Origin of the sequence: Acinetobacter amyesii (assembly GCF_002018365.1) — a bacterium.
In the GTDB taxonomy this organism is placed as follows: Bacteria; Pseudomonadota; Gammaproteobacteria; order Pseudomonadales; family Moraxellaceae; genus Acinetobacter; species Acinetobacter amyesii.
Map to the genome: position 1 here is coordinate 115,771 of NZ_MVKX01000006.1, position 22,189 is coordinate 137,959.

The 22,189-nt window shown below is 42.8% G+C and carries 19 protein-coding genes and 1 riboswitch; of the genes, 4 read left to right on the forward strand and 15 right to left on the reverse strand.

What is annotated here, in order from left to right:
* Positions 1-77 precede the first annotated feature (77 nt).
* The 3 genes from B1202_RS10545 to prfB all read right to left on the reverse strand — a co-directional run bounded on the left by B1202_RS10545 (position 78) and on the right by prfB (position 2,753).
* Positions 78-1,166 (reverse strand): alkene reductase, encoded by a 1,089-nt coding sequence (locus tag B1202_RS10545; RefSeq protein WP_078190554.1) that lies wholly within the window; start codon positions 1,164-1,166, stop codon positions 78-80.
* Positions 1,167-1,203: 37 nt separating this feature from the next.
* A complete protein-coding gene (locus B1202_RS10550) occupies positions 1,204-1,503 on the reverse strand; it encodes an ArsR/SmtB family transcription factor (RefSeq protein ID WP_078190555.1) in 300 nt (99 codons plus the stop codon).
* 154 nt (positions 1,504-1,657) lie between these two features.
* A protein-coding gene (prfB, locus tag B1202_RS10555) for a peptide chain release factor 2 (RefSeq protein WP_111884474.1) occupies positions 1,658-2,753 on the reverse strand; the annotation gives its coding sequence in 2 pieces (ribosomal slippage) (positions 1,658-2,680 and positions 2,682-2,753; 1,095 coding nt in all).
* 181 nt (positions 2,754-2,934) lie between these two features.
* On the opposite strand from prfB, the gene B1202_RS10560 reads away from it, so the two are divergent.
* Both B1202_RS10560 and B1202_RS10565 read left to right on the forward strand, forming a co-directional pair.
* On the forward strand, positions 2,935-3,753 hold the full coding sequence (locus tag B1202_RS10560) for a putative porin (RefSeq protein WP_078190557.1): 819 nt from the start codon (positions 2,935-2,937) through the stop codon (positions 3,751-3,753).
* Positions 3,754-4,078: 325 nt separating this feature from the next.
* A complete protein-coding gene (locus B1202_RS10565) occupies positions 4,079-4,864 on the forward strand; it encodes a putative porin (RefSeq protein WP_078190558.1) in 786 nt (261 codons plus the stop codon).
* A gap of 71 nt (positions 4,865-4,935) precedes the next feature.
* Here the strand turns inward: B1202_RS10565 and recJ are convergent, their stop codons facing one another.
* From recJ to B1202_RS10600, 7 genes are all read right to left on the reverse strand, one after another.
* On the reverse strand, positions 4,936-6,639 hold the full coding sequence (gene recJ, locus B1202_RS10570) for a single-stranded-DNA-specific exonuclease RecJ (protein ID WP_078190559.1): 1,704 nt from the start codon (positions 6,637-6,639) through the stop codon (positions 4,936-4,938).
* Entirely contained in the window at positions 6,640-7,296 is a 657-nt protein-coding gene (pdxH, locus tag B1202_RS10575; RefSeq protein ID WP_078190560.1) for a pyridoxamine 5'-phosphate oxidase, read from the reverse strand.
* Between the two features lie 18 nt (positions 7,297-7,314).
* Complete coding sequence (gene glmM, locus B1202_RS10580; protein WP_078190561.1) at positions 7,315-8,646, reverse strand: phosphoglucosamine mutase; 1,332 nt, start codon at positions 8,644-8,646, stop codon at positions 7,315-7,317.
* A gap of 118 nt (positions 8,647-8,764) precedes the next feature.
* Positions 8,765-10,231 (reverse strand): IMP dehydrogenase, encoded by a 1,467-nt coding sequence (guaB, locus tag B1202_RS10585; protein ID WP_078190562.1) that lies wholly within the window; start codon positions 10,229-10,231, stop codon positions 8,765-8,767.
* 219 nt (positions 10,232-10,450) lie between these two features.
* Positions 10,451-10,816: a YkgJ family cysteine cluster protein gene (locus B1202_RS10590; RefSeq protein ID WP_078190563.1), complete on the reverse strand. Its 366-nt coding sequence runs from the start codon at positions 10,814-10,816 to the stop codon at positions 10,451-10,453.
* Between the two features lie 99 nt (positions 10,817-10,915).
* Positions 10,916-11,713 (reverse strand): MBL fold metallo-hydrolase, encoded by a 798-nt coding sequence (locus B1202_RS10595; protein ID WP_078190564.1) that lies wholly within the window; start codon positions 11,711-11,713, stop codon positions 10,916-10,918.
* A 195-nt stretch (positions 11,714-11,908) separates the two neighbouring features.
* On the reverse strand, positions 11,909-12,487 hold the full coding sequence (locus tag B1202_RS10600; protein WP_078190565.1) for a TMEM165/GDT1 family protein: 579 nt from the start codon (positions 12,485-12,487) through the stop codon (positions 11,909-11,911).
* A gap of 74 nt (positions 12,488-12,561) precedes the next feature.
* A riboswitch (yybP-ykoY riboswitch) is annotated at positions 12,562-12,704 on the reverse strand.
* A gap of 58 nt (positions 12,705-12,762) precedes the next feature.
* Here B1202_RS10600 and B1202_RS10605 point away from each other — a divergent pair.
* The gene (locus tag B1202_RS10605; RefSeq protein ID WP_143221602.1) at positions 12,763-13,473 is read left to right on the forward strand and encodes a methyltransferase type 11; all 711 of its coding nucleotides are present in this window, start codon (positions 12,763-12,765) and stop codon (positions 13,471-13,473) included.
* A gap of 47 nt (positions 13,474-13,520) precedes the next feature.
* On the opposite strand, the gene B1202_RS10610 is transcribed toward B1202_RS10605, so the two are convergent.
* The 3 genes from B1202_RS10610 to B1202_RS10620 all read right to left on the reverse strand — a co-directional run bounded on the left by B1202_RS10610 (position 13,521) and on the right by B1202_RS10620 (position 19,188).
* A complete protein-coding gene (locus B1202_RS10610) occupies positions 13,521-15,506 on the reverse strand; it encodes a 2-oxo acid dehydrogenase subunit E2 (RefSeq protein ID WP_078190567.1) in 1,986 nt (661 codons plus the stop codon).
* Positions 15,507-15,508: 2 nt separating this feature from the next.
* Positions 15,509-18,211 carry a pyruvate dehydrogenase (acetyl-transferring), homodimeric type gene (gene aceE, locus B1202_RS10615; RefSeq protein WP_078190568.1) on the reverse strand — a complete coding sequence of 901 codons (2,703 nt, stop codon included), beginning with the start codon at positions 18,209-18,211 and terminating at the stop codon, positions 15,509-15,511.
* Between the two features lie 281 nt (positions 18,212-18,492).
* On the reverse strand, positions 18,493-19,188 hold the full coding sequence (locus B1202_RS10620) for a M23 family metallopeptidase (protein WP_078190569.1): 696 nt from the start codon (positions 19,186-19,188) through the stop codon (positions 18,493-18,495).
* A gap of 106 nt (positions 19,189-19,294) precedes the next feature.
* Here B1202_RS10620 and B1202_RS10625 point away from each other — a divergent pair, with 106 nt between their 5' ends.
* Positions 19,295-19,735, forward strand: a complete 441-nt coding sequence (locus tag B1202_RS10625) for a DciA family protein (RefSeq protein WP_078190570.1) — start codon at positions 19,295-19,297, stop codon at positions 19,733-19,735.
* A gap of 97 nt (positions 19,736-19,832) precedes the next feature.
* On the opposite strand, the gene lpxC is transcribed toward B1202_RS10625, so the two are convergent.
* Positions 19,833-20,735: a UDP-3-O-acyl-N-acetylglucosamine deacetylase gene (gene lpxC / locus B1202_RS10630; RefSeq protein ID WP_078190571.1), complete on the reverse strand. Its 903-nt coding sequence runs from the start codon at positions 20,733-20,735 to the stop codon at positions 19,833-19,835.
* A 125-nt stretch (positions 20,736-20,860) separates the two neighbouring features.
* The gene (ftsZ, locus tag B1202_RS10635; RefSeq protein WP_078190572.1) at positions 20,861-22,051 is read right to left on the reverse strand and encodes a cell division protein FtsZ; all 1,191 of its coding nucleotides are present in this window, start codon (positions 22,049-22,051) and stop codon (positions 20,861-20,863) included.
* Positions 22,052-22,189: the final 138 nt, after the last annotated feature.

Genomic DNA, 22,189 nt, shown 5'->3' on the forward strand with positions numbered 1-22,189 from the left:
TCAAAAACGGTTTGAATCGGCAGAATATATCAGAGCATTATCCACATGTTAATGGATAATGCGTATTCAAGTGTCGATTAATACGTTGAACGTCCTGAACCAAATTTATTTTTCATGCTTGGATAATCAATATAGCCTTCGGCAACATCTGTTCCAATCATATTTTCCAACTGCAATTCATTTAGTGCAGCATTCGCTAGCAAACGTTCAAACAAATCTGGATTGGCAATATAGGCTTTACCAAAAGACACCGCATCGGCTTTACCTGAGGCCAATAAATCAACGGCATCTTCACGGCTTAAACGCATATTGGCAATGTACGGCACACCATTTGAGCGCTGTTTCAGATAGTCACTAATACTGTCATCCGCCAGATATTCACGGGTAAAGAAGAATGCGATCTTCCGCTGCCCCAACTGCTCTAAGGCATAGCCAAAGGTTTCACGTGGATCATGATCGCCCATGTCGTGTTCATCACCACGCGGCGCAAGATGCACACCTACACGACCTGCCCCCCACACTTCGATCAGCGCATCCACTACTTCAAGCAATAAACGTGCGCGGTTTTCGACAGAGCCACCATACTCATCTTCACGTAGATTGGTTTTGCTTTGTAGGAATTGATCGATCAAATAACCATTGGCCGCATGCAATTCCACACCATCAAAACCGGCTTCTTTGGCTTTGATTGCAGACTGTTTGTATTGCTCAACAATGCTTTTGATTTCTGCAATCTCTAAAGGACGTGGCACGACATATTCGCGTTTTGGACGAAGCAGACTGACATAACCTGCCTGTTGTACCGCACTGGCAGACACTGGTGTATCACCATCCAACAGATCGGGATGTGAGACACGTCCGACATGCCACAATTGCGCCACAATTAAACCTTGCTGTTCATGTACGGCTTGGGTCACCAGTTTCCAGCCTTGAACTTGAGCATCGGTAAATAAACCCGGCGTCTGCAAATAACCATTAGCTGCTTCTGAGATCACCGTTGCTTCTGAAATGATTAATCCAGCACTTGCACGCTGTGCATAGTATTCAGCCATCATCGGCGTTGGAACACGGTCAGTGGTCGCACGACTACGGGTCAGTGGCGCCATCACAACGCGATTTTTGAGGTGTAAATCACCCAAAATGAGAGGAGTATTGAGTTCAGCCATATATGTCTCGCCTCACACTTCAAATGCGAAATACGATTTAAAGTGAGTTTTGCAGATAATCGATATATTGCTGAATGAGTTCTTCATTGCGTGAGAAATACGACCATTGACCATATTTCTCGGCTTGAATTAAGCCCGCCTGTTGTAACACAGACAAATGATTAGACATCGTAGACTGCGAAACATTACCGAGTTTTTCGATATTGCCAGCGCATACACCACGATTAAAGCCGCCACATTGTTCTTCTGACAAAAACTGTTCTGGTGTTTTCAACCATTCCAAGATTTGACGTCGAGTCGGATTGGCAAGTGCTTTAAAAATTAAATCAATATCCATAATTTAAACGGGTTTAATTAAATAAAAATTTGGACAACAAAGTTCTATTCAGCATCTTGAATACACTATATCGTATTTTTTCGATTTTTATATCGATTTTTTTAGATATATTGATCAAAAACAGATAGAACTTTGTTTTCTATATAAATTTAAATTACAAACCTTGTTTGAGGCTGGCTTCAATAAACTTATCTAAATCACCATCAAGTACTGCACCGGTGTTTGAACTTTCCACACTAGTACGTAAGTCTTTAATGCGCGAGTCATCTAAAACGTATGAACGAATTTGGCTGCCCCAACCGATATCGGACTTGGTGTCTTCCAACGCTTGTGCCGCATCATTACGTTTTTGCATTTCAAGTTCGTACAATTTTGCACGTAACTGTTTCCATGCATGGTCACGGTTGGCATGCTGTGAACGTTGGTTCTGACATGCCACCACAATCCCTGTTGGAGCGTGAGTTAAACGTACCGCAGAGTCTGTTTTGTTAATGTGCTGACCACCGGCACCAGATGCACGATAAGTATCAGTACGTACATCAGCTGGATTGATTTCAATTTCAATATTGTCATCAATTTCAGGCGATACAAAAACCGCTGAGAATGAAGTATGACGACGGTTACCTGAGTCAAAAGGTGACTTACGGACTAAACGGTGTACGCCAGATTCTGTACGTAACCAACCATATGCATACTCACCTTCTACACGGATCGTTGCAGACTTGATCCCTGCCACATCACCATCAGACTCTTCCATCACTTCAGCTTTAAAGCCATGACGTTCAATCCAACGTAGATACATACGTAGTAACATCGATGCCCAGTCCTGTGCTTCAGTACCGCCAGAACCTGCTTGAATTTCGACATAGCATGGGTTCGGGTCCATCGGATTACTGAACATACGACGGAATTCTAATTTCGCAAGTTCTGCTTCCGCTGAAGTTAACTCTGCTTGCACATCTGCAAGTAAGCTTTCTTCTTCTGCTTCAACCGCAAGATCCAACATCGCTTGGGCATCTTCTAGTTGAGTTGACAGCCCTTCGAGCACGTTAATGACGTTTTCGAGTTCACCTTTTTCTTTTGCCATTGCTTGCGCACGGCTTTGATCATTCCAAATTGCTGGGTCTTCCAGCTCACGTAGAACCTCTTCTAAACGCTCTTTTTTCAGATCGTAGTCAAAGATACCCCCGTAATGTTTGACCACGGTCGTTTAAGTCTTTTAGCTGTAATAGATACGGATTAATTTCCACGTGAATTACTCTCAATCAAAAAATTTGGCTTAAATAGCCGCCTATTATATCACAGAGCATTTGCACAGTTTCAGCCAGATTGATCATCCAAATCATTGACTTCAATGCACATAATATGAACAATACGCTCGCATTACTATTTATTACATTTTTTTTACAACAATAATGTTTCGAGGGTTTTATGAAAAAGACATTACTTGCACTAGGATTAGCTGTTATCACTTCATCAACTTTTGCTTATGACGGCCAAGTTGATGGCGGTTTTACTTATACAGATTGGGATAATGATATTATTGATACTGATAATACATTCAATCTTACAGGTACTTTGTATTTTGACTCAGTACAAACTGGTAATGGTCCATTAAATGAAGCTGCTTTTCTAGGTCATAACAGCAATGCCTATCTTGGGTATTCATATAACACTATGGAAAGTAATGAAATTTTTGGTTACAAAGCTGAATCTGATGCTCACAACTTAACTGCAGGCATTGAATATTTTGTCGATCAATTCTACCTCAATGGTGAAATCGGTTTCGGTCAATACAATGAAAAAGCAACAGAATATGGTCAAACTCTTTATGATGAAGACTACGATGTGACTACTTACCGTGCATTAGTGGGTTATCTTCCTGTTTCTAACCTTTTACTTGCTGTTGGTATTGATGGCTATCAAGGCGACAATGATGAAGACGAAGACAACCGTTTTGCTGTAAAAGCAAAATATGTTGCGCCTTTGAACAATGGTCAATACATCAACCTTGAAGCAGATGGTGCTTTTGGTGACATTGATTCTGCAACGATTGGTGCAGACTACTACTTCGACCAAGCATTTAGCGTGGGTGCAGCTTATAACATCGTTGATAACGGTGAAGAAGATACAGATTACTTCGCTATTCGTTCAAAGTACTTCCTTAACCCGAACCTAGCAATCGGTGGTCAAGTTGGTTTTGGCGATGACGTTCAAGCGTTCAACATCAATGCAACTTTACGTTTCTAATTTCGTTTGAATTAAAAATGTGCATAAAAAAGCGCCTCAATTTTGAGGTGCTTTTTTCTTTTGGATGTAATATTTACTTTAAAAAAAGTCGAGTTATTGACCAAATAATCTACAAATTCATAATATCTACACAGTTTTAATAAAACAAAACATTAATAATAATTATATATTTTTCAATATGTTAAATTATTAAAATTACATAAAATTACCGAATACACAGTTCTGCAACTTTGCAGCGATTGACCATCTTTAAAAATTCTCTAGACTAAAACTTGTAACAAAAAATGTATTAAATTTAGCCAAACAATTTAGAGGGGTAGTTTCCATGAAAAAACTCGCAATTGCTTCAGCACTTCTTTCTGCACTTGCTATTACAGGTACAGCTCATGCTTATCAAGCAGAAGTAGGCGCTTCAGCTGGTTACATCGACCCAGATAATGGAAGCTCTGGCAGTGAATTTGGTGTAAACGGTACTTATTACTTCAACCCTGTTCAAACTCGTAACGCTCCTCTTGCAGAAGCTGCATTCTTAAACCGTGCAAGTAACGTAAATGCACATGCAACTTTCGCTGACCGTGGTGATGTTGACGACAATACTTATGGCGTTGGTATCGAATACTTCGTACCAAACTCAGATTTCTATGTATCTGGTGATGTAAGCCGTAATAATGTCGAAGTTGACACTCCATTCGGCACAGTAGACAACGATACAACTTACTACGGCGCTGAAGTTGGTTATCTTCCTGCACCAGGCTTCTTAGTTGCAGTTGGTGTGAAAGGTTGGGATAACGATGAAGATGACGGCGTAGATCCAACTTTACGTGCTAAATACGTAACAACTTTAAGCAATGGTAAAGACATCAACCTTGAAGCGAGTGCAGCATTCGGTGATCTAGATGAATTCAATCTAGCAGCGGACTACTTCATCGATAAAACATTCAGTGTTGGTGCTGACTACTACAACAACGATGTCACTGATCGTAATGAAGTAGGGATCAATGCACGTAAATTCTTCAACCAACAAGTAAGCCTTGAAGGTCGTGTTGGTTTCGGTGAAGTTGGCAACAATGACTACAATTCATTTGGTGTAGCAGCGAAATACCGCTTCTAATCCATTGAAGTCAAAACCATAAAAAAAACCGCTCTTCTGAGCGGTTTTTTATTTGCCTGTAAAAATAGAATTTATTGAGCCAAGTGTAAAACTCTCAATTGAACACTGACATTTCCTCTAAATTCATTTTTATCGAGTTCGTAGACCAAGCGGATTTGATCTTGCATAGGATTAAATTCATACTTTTCTGCCGCATTAAATGCAATTGCGTCCACCATTAAGCCATTCTCTAAAGCAAGTTTTAATTTCAGATGCACATCTTTCAACCAACGATAATCTAAAATTTTAAATAGACCTTCATAGACCGGTGCAGGAAATTTTTGTCCCCATGGGCTTAAATTTTGCAGAAGATCAACGGTTTCGACATTAATGGCTGAATCAGGCAATTCACCATCTGTCCAAATAGTGGCCTGAAATAAACTTTCATCTTGCGCAGCGATCAGTGCCTCAAAGGCAGTTTTAAATTCAGAAAAATGCTGCTTTTGAATGGTTAGTCCTGCCGCGGCAGCATGCCCGCCAAAATGACTCACCAAATGCGGATGTAATTCAGCAATACGCTCAATACTGTCTCGAATATGAATACCTTCAATCGAACGCGCAGAACCTTTGATATGTACGCCATCTTCATCTGCAGCAAAGACGATTGCAGGTCTATGGAATTGTTCTTTTAAACGCCCTGCAACAATCCCAATCACCCCTTGATGCCAATGCTGTTCAAACATGATCAAGGCTGCAGGTAGGTTATCCTGATCAAGCTGAATATATTCTAACTCAGCCAAAGCTTCTTGTTTAATCTGCCCTTCGACTTGGCGTCTTTCGATATTGAGTTGATTCAACTGCTGCGCAATCGGATAAGCGGTACTTAAATCCGCCGCAATCAAACACTCAATCCCAATATCCATGGTCTCCATACGCCCAGCAGCATTGAGTCGCGGGCCGACCACAAAGCCCAAGTCTGGTGCTTTTAACTGTGCGGGATCACGGCCGGCGATATCCAATAATGCACTGATCCCTGGACGACATAGTCCTTGCTGAATCCGCTTCAAACCAGCATCGATCAAGATCCGATTATTCAGATCTAGACTTGCAACATCGGCATAAGTGCCTAAAGCCACCAAGTCCAAATATTGGCTGAGGTTGGCTGTGGATTTAGCATTTTTTTTACGCATACTGGCCAAATTTGCCAACACATAAAATGCAACACCTACGCCAGCCAAGGCTTTACTTGGAAATTCACATCCCAACTGATTCGGATTTACCACCGCTTCTGCTTGCGGTGTTTCTTTCGTGGTCAGGTGATGGTCGGTAATGATCACCTGCATACCATGCGCCTGTGCCTGCGCTACACCAGCATGGCTCGAAATACCATTATCAACTGTAATCAACACATCTGGGGTAAAGCTCACGAAGGCCAAATCGGCAATGGCGGGTGTCAGGCCATAACCATACTTAAAACGATCTGGAACCAGATATTCAACATCCGCGCCCATATCACGCAGTGCCAAGACCATCAATGCAGTACTGGTCGCACCATCGGCATCATAGTCGCCCACAATGACGATTTTTTTATGTGCATCAATGGCTTGGTCGATCAACTCTATGGCTTGCTGCATGCCTTTTAAGGTCGGGGCATGTAAATGCTTGAGCTTCAATTCCAGCTCTTGTGCGGAAGAAACCCCGCGACGTGCCAATAAGTCAGCAATAAACGGCGCAACGCCCTGAAGATATTCAGGGCGTGTCAAATAGGGTCGTTGTTGAATTAAAAGTTTAGACATTTATGGCATCAGTCGCTGTAGAACCCATTGACCACCCTGTTGTTCATAACTCAAACGGTCATGTAAACGATTCGGACGGCCTTGCCAAAATTCATAATAATCCGGAACTAAACGATAGCCACCCCAAAACTCAGGTTTCGCCAATACGTCTTTGCTTTCCACTTGATCATGCAAATTTTGGAATCGCTGTTGTAATTCTTCACGACTGGCGATAACACCACTTTGTGGAGTGCTAATGTGTGCTGCGATTTGGCTGTCACGCGGTCGCTTATGGTAATAATCCGTCGACTCTTCGAGAGATATCTTTTCCACACGACCACTGACCCGAATTTGACGTTCCTGCTCTTGCCAATAAAACAATAATTCTGCATAAGGATTATCGAGCAGATCATTGCCTTTTTGACTGTCATAGTTGGTGTAGAAGTCATAACCTGCATGGGTCGCACCGCGCAACAAGACCGTCCGCACGTGCGGACGACCTTGGGCATTTGCCGTAGCCAAAGACATAGCATAGGGTTCATGCAGTTGTGCTGCTAAGGCATGGTTAAACCATAATAAAAACTGCTCATGTGGATCACGGTTCACCTGATCTTCATGCAACTCACCTTTTTGATAAGTTAAACGCAGTTCACTTAAGTCCTTAATCACATCATTCATGCAATTTCCCCTCTTCATTTAAGCTGCATTGGCACGAACAGCATCGGCCAAATGATTTGCCAATGCGGTGACTTCTTCAAGGTCATTACCTTCAACCATGACACGAATCACCGGCTCTGTGCCTGATTTACGAATCAAGATGCGACCACGCCCTTTAAGCTGAGCTTCAGCTTTTTCAAACTCGCTCACCAGTGCAGGTACAGCGTAGGGATCAAACATCGCAGCCAAGCGAACATTTACCAGAACGTTAGGTAATAACTCAAAACCTTCCACCAATTCATGCAAAGCTTTACCTTGCTCAACCATCACCGTTAACACCTGAAGTGAAGCAATGATCGCATCACCTGTGGTGCTCTTGTCCAAAGTCAAGATATGACCTGATGGCTCACCGCCCGTTACCCAACCCTTTTCTTCTAGGCCTTGTAATACATAGCGGTCACCAACTTTGGCACGAAGCAAGGGCACATTGGCTTGATCTAAAGCAATTTCAAGCGCCATATTGCTCATCACAGTACCCACGATACCCGCAGGTTTTTGACTCGCTTGAGTGGCTAAAATATACAGAATATGGTCACCAGTAATTTGCTGACCGTTTTTATCGACCATAATCACGCGGTCGGCATCACCATCAAAGGCAATCCCTAAATCGGCCTGATGTTCAACAACGGCTTTTTGTAAAAACTCAGGATGCGTCGAACCACAATCTTTATTGATGTTCAACCCATCCGGTTCGTTAAACAGCGCAATCACTTTTGCACCCAGTTCACGATATACCGATGGACCGACGCTATAGGCTGCACCATTGGCACAGTCCACCACAATTTTTAAGCCTGTCAGGTCAAAATGGTACGGAAAAGTTGATTTACAAAACTCGATATAACGACCATTGGCATCTTTTACACGCACACTTTTACCTAAGTTTGCAGGGTCTTCGATCACCAAGTCATTTTCAAGTTCTTTGTTAATGGCTTCTTGAATTTCATCCGGCAATTTTTTACCTTCGCTCGAGAAGAACTTAATGCCATTATCAAAATACGGATTATGCGACGCCGAGATCACGATGCCTAAGCTGGCATGTAATGCACGGGTTAAATGGGCAATTGCAGGTGTAGGTAATGGACCCAACAAATGAACATAAACACCTGCTGCGTTTAAACCGGCTTGTAATGCTGACTCTAAAATATAGCCCGATAATCGGGTATCTTTACCTAGTACAACGATGGGCTTTGCTTTTTTACTGTATTGTTTTAATACTTTACCTGCGGCAAATCCTAGTTTTAATGCAAATTCAGGGGTAATAGGCAATTCACCGAATTTGCCACGAATGCCATCTGTACCAAAATAACTCATGTTGTACTCACTTCTTAATGGTGATCTTAATCATCACTTTTTACTGCAAATACTTTACACCAAAAACAAAAAGGCCGTCATATTAATGACGGCCTTTTCGGCTAAAAGCTACTAAATATCAACCAACACGGTAGTTTGGTGCTTCTTTAGTAATAGTCACGTCATGTACGTGAGATTCAGACATACCTGCCGCAGTAATTTTGACAAACTGTGCATTTTTACGTAAGTCATCAATCACCGCAGAACCGGTATAACCCATAGATGAACGTAAACCACCCATCATTTGATGAACGATATTACCCATTGGGCCTTTGTACGGTACGCGACCTTCAATACCTTCTGGTACCAGTTTTTCAGCGCCGGCTTTTGAGTCTTGGAAATAACGGTCAGCAGAACCTGTTGCACCTGCCATCGCACCCAATGAACCCATACCACGATAAGCTTTGTAATAACGACCTTGGAAGAATTCAACTTCGCCCGGTGCTTCTTCCGTACCCGCCATCAATGAACCTACCATGATGGTACTCGCGCCTGCACCAATCGCTTTTGCCATATCACCAGAGAAACGGATACCACCGTCTGCGATCAATGGAATTTGATCTTTTAGTGCATTGGCAACGCTGTCAATCGCAGAGATTTGTGGCATACCAATACCAGCAACGATACGTGTAGTACAGATTGAACCTGGGCCAATACCCACTTTCACTGCATCTGCGCCAGCATCTAATAATGCAAGAGCTGCATCACCAGTCGCGATGTTACCGCCAATCACTTGAACTTGTGGATAGTTGGCTTTAACCCAACGTACACGTTCAATTACACCTGCAGAGTGACCATGTGCTGTATCAACAACAATCGCATCAACACCCGCTTCTACCAATGCTTCTACACGGCTTGGTGTTTCTGCACCTGTACCAACTGCAGCACCAACGCGTAAACGACCCAAGTCATCTTTGCAGCTGTTTGGATAGTTTTCAGCTTTACGGAAATCAGTAACCGTGATTAAACCTTTCAGTTCGTTGTTGTCATTTACAACAAGGACTTTTTCAATACGGTGCTTTTGAAGTAATGCTTGGATGTTTTCTTTTGATTCGTTTTCACGAACAGTTACCAAACGATCATGACCTGTCATGATGTTACTAACAGGTTGCTCAAGATTGGTTTCAAAACGAGTGTCACGACCAGTAACAATACCCACCACTTGACCGTCTTTCACCACTGGTACACCGCTGATGTTATTTGCTTGAGTTAAAGCAATCAGCTCACGTACAGTCGTTTCTGGTGTAACGGTAATTGGGTCTTTCACCATACCTGCTTCAAATTTTTTCACGCGGCGAACTTCTGCAGCTTGTGCAGCAATATCCATGTTTTTATGCAGGATACCGATACCACCGTTTTGCGCCATTGCAATTGCCATACGTGATTCAGTCACAGTATCCATCGCAGCAGAAACAAGTGGAATATTCAAATTGATGCCACGTGTGAAACGTGTCTTAAGAGAGACATCTTTTGGGAGAACAGTAGAATAGGCAGGGAGTAATAAGACATCATCAAAGGTTAGGGCTTCTTGAACGATGGTCAACATAACAGTCTCGCTGGTAATTTCCGTGAGCCATTATATACAAATTTCCGTTCAATTTTCATTTTAATTGCGGCAATTCTTTACGGAGTTTTCAATATTAACCATCGAATATGCTGTTTTCAGCAAGAATACTCTGAGGGTTAGTCAGCATCCTGTGCAATATAGGCAGAATCCGAAGACTCTACCGCTTAATTTCAATAAATTTATTCTGGAACTAAAGCCTTAACTGACTTGATCGAAATCTTCATCATTTTCAGCGTCATGCAGTGGAATACTGATCAATGGAATCATTTGATGCGCGATGCGTGCTTTATTACATTGCTCATCAGCTATCTGCACACTTTTACATGTGGAACTGCGCGCCTCGTACACCCTACAACTCACTGCTTGCCCAATTTCCCCACCCAAAGCGATACAACGAGACTGTGTTTGATTGGTGCCCGCCATACATGAATACACGGCGTTAACCGGCTCAGTATAATGTTCGGGCATATTCAGCCCTTCTGCCCAATAAAAAGAAACGCGATAGTGGGCACAACATGCTCCACAGGTTAAACATGCATCCTGAGTCGGTATTTGAGACAACATTTTTATCTATTCTCGTCATCTAAAAGCTTATTTTATGGACAAAAAATATTAAAAAATGTTATCTGCAAACTCAATTATTTTTTCTGAATTTTCAAGTCATTATACTGGGCAAGTAAAGACTGTTTCATCCATTAAATCGACACCACATTGCAAGGTTTCGATCCAATCTAAGAATTGGTTGATCTGTTCTTTACCAATAAATGGCGTGCCGTGCTGCGGTACGATCATTTCCACATCCATCGTCCGTACCATATTGACCCAAAGACGGATCACTTTGTTTGAACACATATAGCGCTGATGGAAGCCTTTCATTTTAGGAATATGAGCGGCAAAATTTTCTAAAGGTTTAGAGGCATCATCCACCATAGATGCGCCCATATCCCCTGAGAATAAAATTTTGGCAATCGGGTCATAAAATTGGAAGTTACCAACCGAATGTAGGAAATGTGCAGGAACAGCCACCAAATGACTGTTGCCTAATGGAATCACCTGACCATGATCTGGCAGTTCGATCAGACGATCCAACCAGTTGCCTTTCATCCGGTCACTCATAAATGCAGAGTTTAAATGCGGTAAGAAACGCGCCCACAGCTTAGATGCCACCACTTTGGCGTCGGTATAAACCAACCAACGTGGCATCGAGGTAATAATGTCTGGGTCCTGATGCGAGGCCATCACATAGTCAAGATTGGTCAAACGCGTATATTTATTCAGTTCCATAGTCAGTGGGACATAGGTCAAGTCACCACCCGGATCAAGCACTGCTGCGCGCTCATTATCCAAAATCAGGAACTGGTTCGCCTGTACGCCCTCGCCTTTTACCAAACTGGTAAAGCTAATACATTTATGCTTTCCATCATCATAAAGTACCTGTGATGTTGTGCGTTCGAAAGCCATTCCCATTCCCCAAATTTTTTATCAAAAAATATATATTCTATAGGTGAATAACATATATTTATTTAGGGAAACTTACAATAAATATTCAGTCAATATTATCTGAAATATCAGTGAATTGGGTCTCATTTATTGGCAAATAATCCTGAGTTTTTAACTCAGGATTTCATGTATTTTTTAATATGGTGAGATTGCTATTTAAAATAAATAGTGTTGTGCCAACGCAGCCAAACCAATCACCAAGAATACCAAGGCGCCAATTTTATGAATCAGTGAAATCGGTAGTTTTTCAGCTAGCTTGTTCCCAATAAATACCGCAGGCGCATTAACCAACATGATGCCTAGTGTCGTCCCTAATGTGACCCAGCCAATACTGTCAAAGCGTGCAGCCAGTGCGACTGTGGCAATTTGGGTTTTATCTCCAATTTCAGCCAAGAAGAACAAAACGAAAGTGGCACCAAAAACCCCATATTTTTGCCATTTATTGATACTTTCAGATTCATCATCCAATTGATCGGGGATCAACATCCACACCGCCATAGCAATAAAGCCCAGAGAAACGATCCACAATAAAACGGTTGGGCTTAAAACAGTGGTAATCCATTGACCCAACACAGCAGAAACCCCGTGGTTCACCACAGTCGCTAGGAAAATTGCAATTAAAATCGGAACGGGTTTACGAAAACGTGCAGCAAGCAGTAAGGCAAGTAATTGTGTTTTATCGCCCATTTCCGACAGGGCAACAACAGCAAGGGAAATGAAGAAAGCGGTTAACATGGTGCATTTCTCTGGCTAGCAATAACATATACCGATGACTTATCCCTCCTGCTAGCCAATGTGCAGAGTGATAAATCAAAGGTCTTGCCAACAAAAGAAAGCTACGAAGAGCTCATTTGGTTCTTTGCTATGATGACCATGCTCGTTTTAGAGCAAATATGTTGACCATCACCTTTTTACTTTGCGTAAAAAGCGGCTACTCCCCAATGAAGTAATGCTATTCTAGCGAGGAATGCATGTTTTCGCAATTTTAATTTTCGATGACTCAGTTTGATATGCAAAACAATAATCAAAAATTTCAAGAATTTATTCAACACTATATGCATGTGCAGGATGTATTGATCATTGCAGGTGGTCCATCTCAGCTCAATTTCGACTTAACCACCATTCACCCTTCAAAAAAGCTGCTGATCATTTGCTGTAATCAAAGTTTTCTTCAACTTCCTCAGGCTCAGATTGCCCATCATTCAGACTATGCATGGTGGTTACAGTATCAACCCATGCTTAATGCATCCTTTCAAGGTAACATCATTAGCGGATGTGGTTTAGGTCACAACCGACCATATCCTGAACATGAAGTGATCAACCTCAAAACCGTTCGCATCGACACGCAAACAGAGTTATTTCATTCACCGCACTTTGTTTATGGTAATAATTGCGGCCTTCAAGCCTATTCACTCGCACATCTCTTTCAACCACAGCGTATTTGGCTGATGGGCTATGACTTTCAGCACCAACAGGGCCAAACACATGCGTATCAGCATCAACATGCGCAAGAACTGGAGCATTATGAAAAGTTTTGGGGCTTATTTTTAAAAGACTTCCAACGTTTTGAACATTTAAGACATAAGCTTTGGTCGACGGCGCACCCACATCGTACGCTTCCACTCACCTATAACCTCAATGCAAACTCAGCATTAAAGCTCTACCCCTCACCCATTGAGCTTCCTGACTGGCTTTGTCAGCCCACCACCACGACGCCATAAAAAAAACCCTGCCAAAGCAGGGTTTTTTGAAACTTAAGCGGGTCAGATTAGATCAATAAAGTTCGAATATCTTTGAGCAGCTTCGTCAGCTTATTGGCAAAACGTGCAGCGTCCGCTCCATTAATCACACGGTGATCGTATGACAATGACAGCGGCAGCATTAGGCGTGGATCAAAGCCTTCACCATTCCATACCGGCTGCATGCTTGCAGGTGAAATACCTAAAATCGCCACCTGAGGCCAGTTGACCAACGGTGTAAATGCCGTACCACCAATTGAACCTAGACTGGTAATGGTAAAGTTCGCACCTTGTAGATCTTTCGGCGACAGTTTTTTGTCACGTGCTTTTTGACTCAGTTCACCCAGCTCAATTGCAATCTGCTTAATCGATTTTTGATCTGGGTTACGCAGTACAGGCACGGTCAAACCATCAGGCGTGGCAACGGCAATCCCCATGTGGATTTCATTGCGTAACAATACTGACTTGCCATCATCAGACAAATGACCTGCAAATTCACGCTCTTCTTTCAACAAGTAAGCCACTGCTTTGATGATGAAAGCCATAATGGTTAAGCCAATACCTTCTTTCTTAAAGTTGGCTTTTAAATCATTACGCCAAGCTTCAAGATCGGTAATATCCGCAGCATCGAACTGCGTTACTTGCGGGATAAAGTTGTTTAAAGACAATTGCGGGATCGACACTTGCTGTAAACGTGTCAAAACTTTTTCTTCGACACCACCAAAAGCATCAAAACTTGGCAGCTTTGGCAAACCTGAAACCTGTGCCACAGCTTGTGCTGCAGGTGCAGCTTGCGGAGTGGTCAAACGGGTTTTTACATAAGCGAATAAATCTTCTTTCATTAAACGCTCATGCGGGCCAGATGCTTTGACTTCTGCCAAAACCACACCTAATTCACGTGCAAGCTTACGAACGGCCGGACCTGCATACACTTTGGCATTGGCAGCATTTTGCTCTTTGGTGAGTTTATCTGCGCCTTGTGGTTGCGGTGCTGCGGCTTCAACTTTGCTTTCAACTTTTGGAGCAACTGTCGTAGGCTGTGCTACAGTTGGAGTAGGTTTCGCTGCTGGCGCGGGTGCTGCAACAGCTTGACCTTCGGCTTCAATCGTCACTAAAGCGACGCCTTCAGAAACACTTTGCCCTAACTGAACATGAATCGCGGTGATTTTACCCGCGGTAGAGCTTGGCACTTCTACCGTTGCTTTGTCTGATTCCACCACGATGATGCTTTGGTCTTTTTCAACCACATCACCCACAGCGACTAAAATTTCAGCCACCGCTGCTTTATCAACACCTAAATCAGGCACTGTAATTTCAACAGGTCCAGACGCTGTAGCTGTAGAAGGTACAGATGCAGACTCTGCGACAACAGGTGCAGCAACAGGCTGTGCAGTTTGTTGCACAGCAGCCGATGCAACCGCAGCAGATGAAGCCGCCGTTTTCACCGTTAAAATCACTACGCCTTCTTTCACTACATCGCCAGCACTGATCGTGATCGATTCAACACGGCCTGATACAGTACTTGGGACTTCGACTGTCGCTTTGTCTGATTCCACCACGATAATGCTTTGATCGACATCAATCTCATCACCAACAGAGACCAAAATCTCACTCACCGTAGCTTTCTCTACGCCAATATCAGGGACTTGCACATCGATACTTTGCGACTGAGGAGCATTGGCTGCAACAGGTACTGCTGCAGCTTGTTCTGCTTCCACAACCGGAGTTGGTTCTGCTGCTTGGTCTTCCGTTGCATTTTGTACTGGCTCAGCGGTAGCAGCACTTTGACCTTCTGCTTCTAACTCGATCAGCACAGCACCTTCAGCAACACTGTCACCCAGATTAACTGCAATGCTTTTCACCACGCCTGCCGAAGTGCTTGGCACCTCAACAGAGGCTTTATCAGACTCTAACAACACAATGCTGTCATCGACGCTAATGGTGTCGCCGACTTTTACTAAAATCTCAGCGACCGTTGCTTTATCTACACCAATATCAGGAGTCGTAATTTGCATGATTAGTTCTCCTCTTTGTAGTCAGCCACAGCATGCAGTTCCGGCGTTTCCTGCGGAGCCCATGCCACTGGACGGTCAGTATCTAGCTCAAAGCTTGAGATGGCATCTTTAACCAAACGTGCATCAACTTCGCCTTCATCCGCGAGTTTTTTCAATGTTGCTACCACAATATGTGCGGCATCGACACCAAAGTAGCTACGTAAGTTGCCACGTGTATCTGAACGACCATAACCATCTGTACCTAATGCAACGAATGGACGATTGTCTGGAAGATAAGCACGGATTTGTTCGCTATACGCACGCATGTGATCGGTTGCCGATACCACAATACCGTCTTTTTCACGAAGTAATTGAGAGACCCAAGCTTCTTTCGTATCTTCAGCCAACGGATGTAAGCGGTTGTATTCTTCACACGCCATACCATCACGAGCTAATTCGTTAAAGCTAGTGACGCTCCACACGTTTGAATGAATTTGATATTCATCACGAAGAATTTTCGCTGCTTTGATTACTTCGCGCAGAATCACACCTGAACCCATCAACTGAACCGTTGCTTTCTCATCTTCTTCGAAGAGATACATACCACGTTTAATGCCTTCTTCAGCACCTTCAGGAATAGCAGGGTGTTCGTAGTTTTCATTCATTACTGTTAAATAATAGAACACGCGCTCTTGGTTCACGTACATGCGTTTTAAACCATCATGTACGATTACTGCCAACTCATAACCAAAACATGGGTCATAAGAAATACAGTTTGGAATCGTATTTGCCAAGATATGTGAATGACCATCTTGGTGCTGTAAACCTTCACCGTTCAGTGTTGTACGACCCGCAGTTGCACCGAGCAAGAAGCCTTGCGCCTGCGCATCACCTGCAGCCCATGCAATATCGCCAATACGTTGGAAACCAAACATCGAGTAGTACATATACATCGGAATCATTGGCAAGTTATTGGTTGAATAACTGGTTCCTAACGCAGCCCACGCACTCATCGCACCTGCTTCGTTAATCCCTTCTTGTAACATGTGACCATCTTTGGCTTCACGATAATGCATTAATTGTTCTTGGTCTTCAGGGGTATATTTTTGACCATGCGCAGCATAGATACCCAACTGACGGAACATACCTTCTAAACCAAAAGTACGCGCCTCATCTGGCACGATTGGCACGACACGGTCTTTAATGGCTTTTTCTTTCAATAACGATGAAATCAAACGTACCATCAACATGGTCGTCGATTGCTCTTTACCGCCACTGCCTTTCAGCACCGCATCAAACACAGACAATTCAGGAATCGCCAGCTGCTCACTTTCTTTACGACGTGCCGGCAAATAACCACCCAATGCCTCACGACGCGCCTTCATGTATTTCAATTCAGGCGAGTTTTCGCTCGGACGATAGAATGGCACTTCTTCAAGCTGTTCATCGGTAAATGGCAAGTTGAAACGGTTACGCACGTATTTCAACGATTCAAGCTGCATTTTCTTGATTTGATGCGTCTTGTTGACTGCTTCAATCTCTTCAGACAAACCATAGCCTTTCACTGTTTTCGCTAGGATTACAGTAGGCTGACCATTGGCCTTCATCGCTTCTGCATAAGCCGCATAGACTTTGTATGGGTCATGACCACCACGGTTCAGGTTATCAATATCTTCATCACTTAAGTTGCGAACCAACTCTTCAGCTTCAGGATATTTACCAAAGAAATGCGCACGCGTATACGCACCACCTTTCACTTGATAGCGCTGGAAGTCACCATCAACCGCTTCTTCCATCACAGCTTTTAAAGCACCTGTATCATCTTTTGCCAGTAGCGGATCCCAATGACGACCCCATACCACTTTAATTACCCGCCAACCTGCACCACGGAACAATGATTCAAGTTCTTGAATAATTTTACCGTTACCACGAACTGGGCCATCTAGACGCTGTAAATTACAGTTCACGACCCAAATCAGGTTGTCGAGCTTTTCACGGCCTGCAAGTGAAATGGCACCTGTACTTTCAGGCTCATCCATCTCACCATCACCGAGGTAAGCCCAAACTTTACGGTTTTCTTCTTTGATCAGGCCACGGTTCATCAAGTACTTTTGGATGTGTGCTTGATAGATCGACATGATTGGGCCTAGACCCATCGATACGGTTGGGAACTGCCAATAATCTGGCATCAAATATGGATGTGGGTATGAAGGCAAACCTTTACCGCCAACTTCACGGCGGAAATTATTTAAGTGTTCTTCAGTCAGACGACCTTCTAAGAACGAACGTGCATAGATACCCGGTGCACAGTGACCTTGATAATAGATCATGTCACCGCCAAAGCTATCGCTATTGGCACGGAAGAAGTGGTTAAAACCCACGTCATATAAAGTTGCAGATGATGCAAAACTTGCCAAGTGACCACCTAAGTCATCACCTGTTTTATTGGCACGCAGTACCATCGCTAAGGCATTCCAGCGGATCAGCGCACGAATACGGCGCTCCATATCCGAATCACCCGGCATAGGCGGTTGTTCTTCAACTGAAATGGTATTTAAGTAAGGAGTATTTAGTCGCTGAATGGGAACGTGCTTAGCAATCGCTTGTTGATAGAGTTTTTCAAGCAAAAATGCAGCGCGGTCAGTTCCCATGTGCTGTAAAACTGAATCAAATGCGTCCTGCCATTCTTGGGTTTCTTGCGCATCTGTATCGCCATAAAACGCCATACTTCACCTATCCTATGTGCTAAATATATGGCTCTATTAGTACCATATTTTGGCTAGGCTCAGTTATCGCCACAGATGAATACGAAATAGCTCTATTATTTATTTACTAAATACTTATTGATTAACAATTACACAAATTTACATTTTTGGGTCAATTTTCGCCATATTTCATACAGACAATATTTTTTAGAATGATAATTTTATAGTTATTAGCGATAAATAAAAAAGCCATTGTCTGTAGAGGTTCAGACAATGGCTTCGTATACAGATGTTATATGCGCTTATGGCAACATCGCTAAATACGTCGATGGGTTTTTACGTTGACCATCTTTCACTACTTCGTAATGCAAATGTGGGCCAGTACAACGACCAGTACAACCAACGTTAGCAATATGCTCACCCGCAGCAACACGGTCGCCTACACGTGCAATTAAGCGTGATGCATGTGCATAACGTGTCAGGTAACCATTACCATGGTTGATTTCAACATATTGGCCATAACCTGTGCCCCAACCTGATTTGGTTACAATGCCAGGGCCTGTTGCATAAATAGGTGTGCCACTTGCCGCAGAAAGATCTAAACCTGAATGATTTTCTGCACGACCACCCATGGTACGACCACCATAGTTTGAACTCACACGCTTCATGTCTGGAAGTGGGTGGGCAATTAACCATGAATATGGATTATTTGAACTTGCTGAATAGTTTTTAGAGGAAGTGCTTGAACCGTATTTTTTTGCGATTGTCGCATTGTTGAGTTCAATTGATTTTTCACGAATTTGAACATTCAACTTGGTTTCCGCTGGAACATCAATATCATTGCTTTCAGAGTAAGCACCTTGAGACAAAGTGCGAGTTAACTGTTCAATACGATCTGATGATGAGTCTGCTTGATTTAATTCAACTAAATCTGCAAAAGCGACTGAAGCGGCCGAAGCTGCCAATGAAAACGCCAATAAAATACGTCGTAAATGCATAAAAAACCTCTATAAACTGTTCTCTTTTGTTCCTTGTGTGATTTCGTCCTTGATATCAGCCGAAAGGAGCGCATAAGATTAAGACATAAACATGTAGGAAATATGTATGTCAGAACCTGTCAACGTCTTTCAACCAACAAGAAAACACATAAAAACAGGAAACTTGTCGTTTCTCTCAACGCAAGTTGCTGTATGGCAGAAACTTACGAAAATTGTTCAACCGCTATTGCCCCAACCGGATCAATGGCAAGTTGTTTGTTATATAAATGGTGTACTTATATTAACTGGAGAAAATCAGGCACTGATTAGTCAGTTGGCCTATTTGCAAAAGCAATATATTGCACATTTATCACAAATATACGAATTCAAGGATTTGCACAAGATTCAAGTCCGTCTGAGAACTCCGTCTCCAACGCCCCATTCCCCTGAAAAAATTTCAAGAACCCTCAGTACAGAAACTCAGGATTTACTCCGTAATGCTGCTGACTTTGTGAGCGACCCTAAGCTTAGCCAAGCAATGCTGCGTTTGGCAAGCAATAAAAAGTAACTACCCAGTTGTAACTGACAAATTTGAAAGCTCAGAATGTGACAGACTTAACACTTACAAATGATACAATATAACATCACCATTATAAGACAATGACTTATGTCACATTCACATAACTAATTGGGCAATCATTAATGTCATCAAATGTTACAATTTCATAGCTGTCTGGATCACTTTTGACATTGCGTAATAACTGATTATTTAATGCATGACCTGACTTATAGGCATCATATTTCGCAATAATTTGATGACCGAGCAAATATAAATCACCCACAGCATCTAATATTTTGTGACGAACAAACTCATCCGAGAAGCGTAAGCCCTCTTCATTGACCACACCATTATCATCTACGCCAATGGCATTTTCGAGACTCGCCCCCAAAGCTAAATTATTGGCTTTGAGGTAATCCAAATCTTTCATAAAGCCAAAAGTCCGCGCTTCACTGACTTCATAGACAAATGTTTCGGTTGAAAAGTCGATGGTTGCCGATTGAAATTCTTTCTTAAATGCAGGATGGTCAAAATCAATCGTAAAATTTAATTGGAAACCATCATGCGGTTGAAAGGCAGCACGTTTATCATCAATCAGTGCTTCAACAGGTTTAAGTATTTTTATGAATTTTTTAGGTGCATTTTGTTCTTGTAGTTCACCTTGCATAAGTAAATAAATGAACGGTCCCGCACTCCCATCCATAATAGGCACTTCAGACGCCGACACTTCCACGATCAGGTTATCAATCCCTAAACCCGCAATCGCACTCATAATGTGCTCAATTGTGCCCACCTTGGCGTTTTCTTGCACCAAGTTAGAACACATGAATGCTTCTTGAATCAGCATAGCATCAGCTGGAATATCAATCGGTGGATTTAAGTCTATACGACGAAACACAATGCCCCCATCGGCATGATGTGGCACAAAGTTAATCATCACTTTTTGCCCACTATGCAGTCCGATGCCACTCGCTTTCACGATGCGTTTCAGGGTACGTTGTTTCAACATGTGTCTTCTATCATCAGTTCACAAAACCGCTATACGTTAGCATATTTAGCCATTGATAAAAAACAAAAAGGTAGCTGATCAGCTACCTTTTGTAATCAATAGACATTTAAGTCATTGAATTTGTTTTATTTACGTTGCTGATTTTTCAAGTAGTCTTGAATACTCATTGGCGTAGGACGTGAATTCGATGCTGACGCCGCCGCAGCCGCCGGAGCTACTGCTTCATTGTGCTGACGTTGAATCGCTGGTACATCATCTTCATCTACAGGAGCTTGTGCAGAAGCGACTGTACGCGTTGCTTGTGCAACTGGGCGTTTCACAGGCTCAGCAGAATCGGCAGAATTACGGGTTAAACCCGTTGCAATCACCGTTACGCTGATTTCATCACGTGCATCTGGATCAAATACCGTACCGTAGAACACTTGACCTTCATCAAGATCCACAATTTGGTTCACTACATCTGTGATTTCTTCAATTTCACCGAAGGTTACGTCATCGCCACCTGTTACGTTAATCAAAATGCCTTTTGCATTCATGATGGTCACGTTATCTAACAATGGGCTGCGGATCGCTTGTTCAGCAGCTTGACGTGCACGGTTTTCACCACGGCCTGAACCTGCACCCATCATGGCATAACCACGTGTACTCATCGCAGTTTTCAAATCGGCGAAGTCAAGGTTGATATGACCAGGACGCACCACAAGATCGAAGATACTACGTACAGCATTTAACAGTACGTCGTCTGCTTTTTTGTAAGCATCTTTCATCGAGATATCACGGAACACTTTTAGCAGGCGTTGGTTCGGAATAATAATCAGAGAATCAACATGTTGCTCAAGTGCTTCGATACCTTTCTCAGCAGATTGCTGACGACGTTTACCTTCAAAGTTAAACGGAGTCGTCACCACACCTACCGTTAAGATACCCATTTCTTTGGCAATTTCAGCAACAACTGGCGCAGCACCTGTACCTGTACCACCACCCATACCTGCAGTCACGAACACCATGTCCGTTCCTTCAAGGTGTTGGCGAATCAACTCACGGCTTTCTTCAGCAGCAGTTTGACCCACTTGTGGATTTGCACCTGCACCCAAACCACGGGTACTTTGCTCACCCAGTTGGATTTTAAATTGTGCATTCATGCGATCGAGTGCTTGTTTGTCTGTATTGGCACAAACAAATTTCACACCCTCGATATCTGATTCCAACATGTGTTGCACAGCGTTACCGCCAGCACCACCTACACCGAATACTGTGAAACGGGCTTGACCGTTGCTGTCGCTTTGATCATCTTCTAAAAATTCAAATGAGGCCATGCCTAAAAAATTCCTAATTCATAATTGGCAGACACTTCAGCCCGTATACTGCCTTGATCTTAATAAAAATTGTTTTTTAGAATGCTGTCCAAGTTCCAGCTTGTCAAGTACAAGCAATAATCCGTACAACTTCCCAAC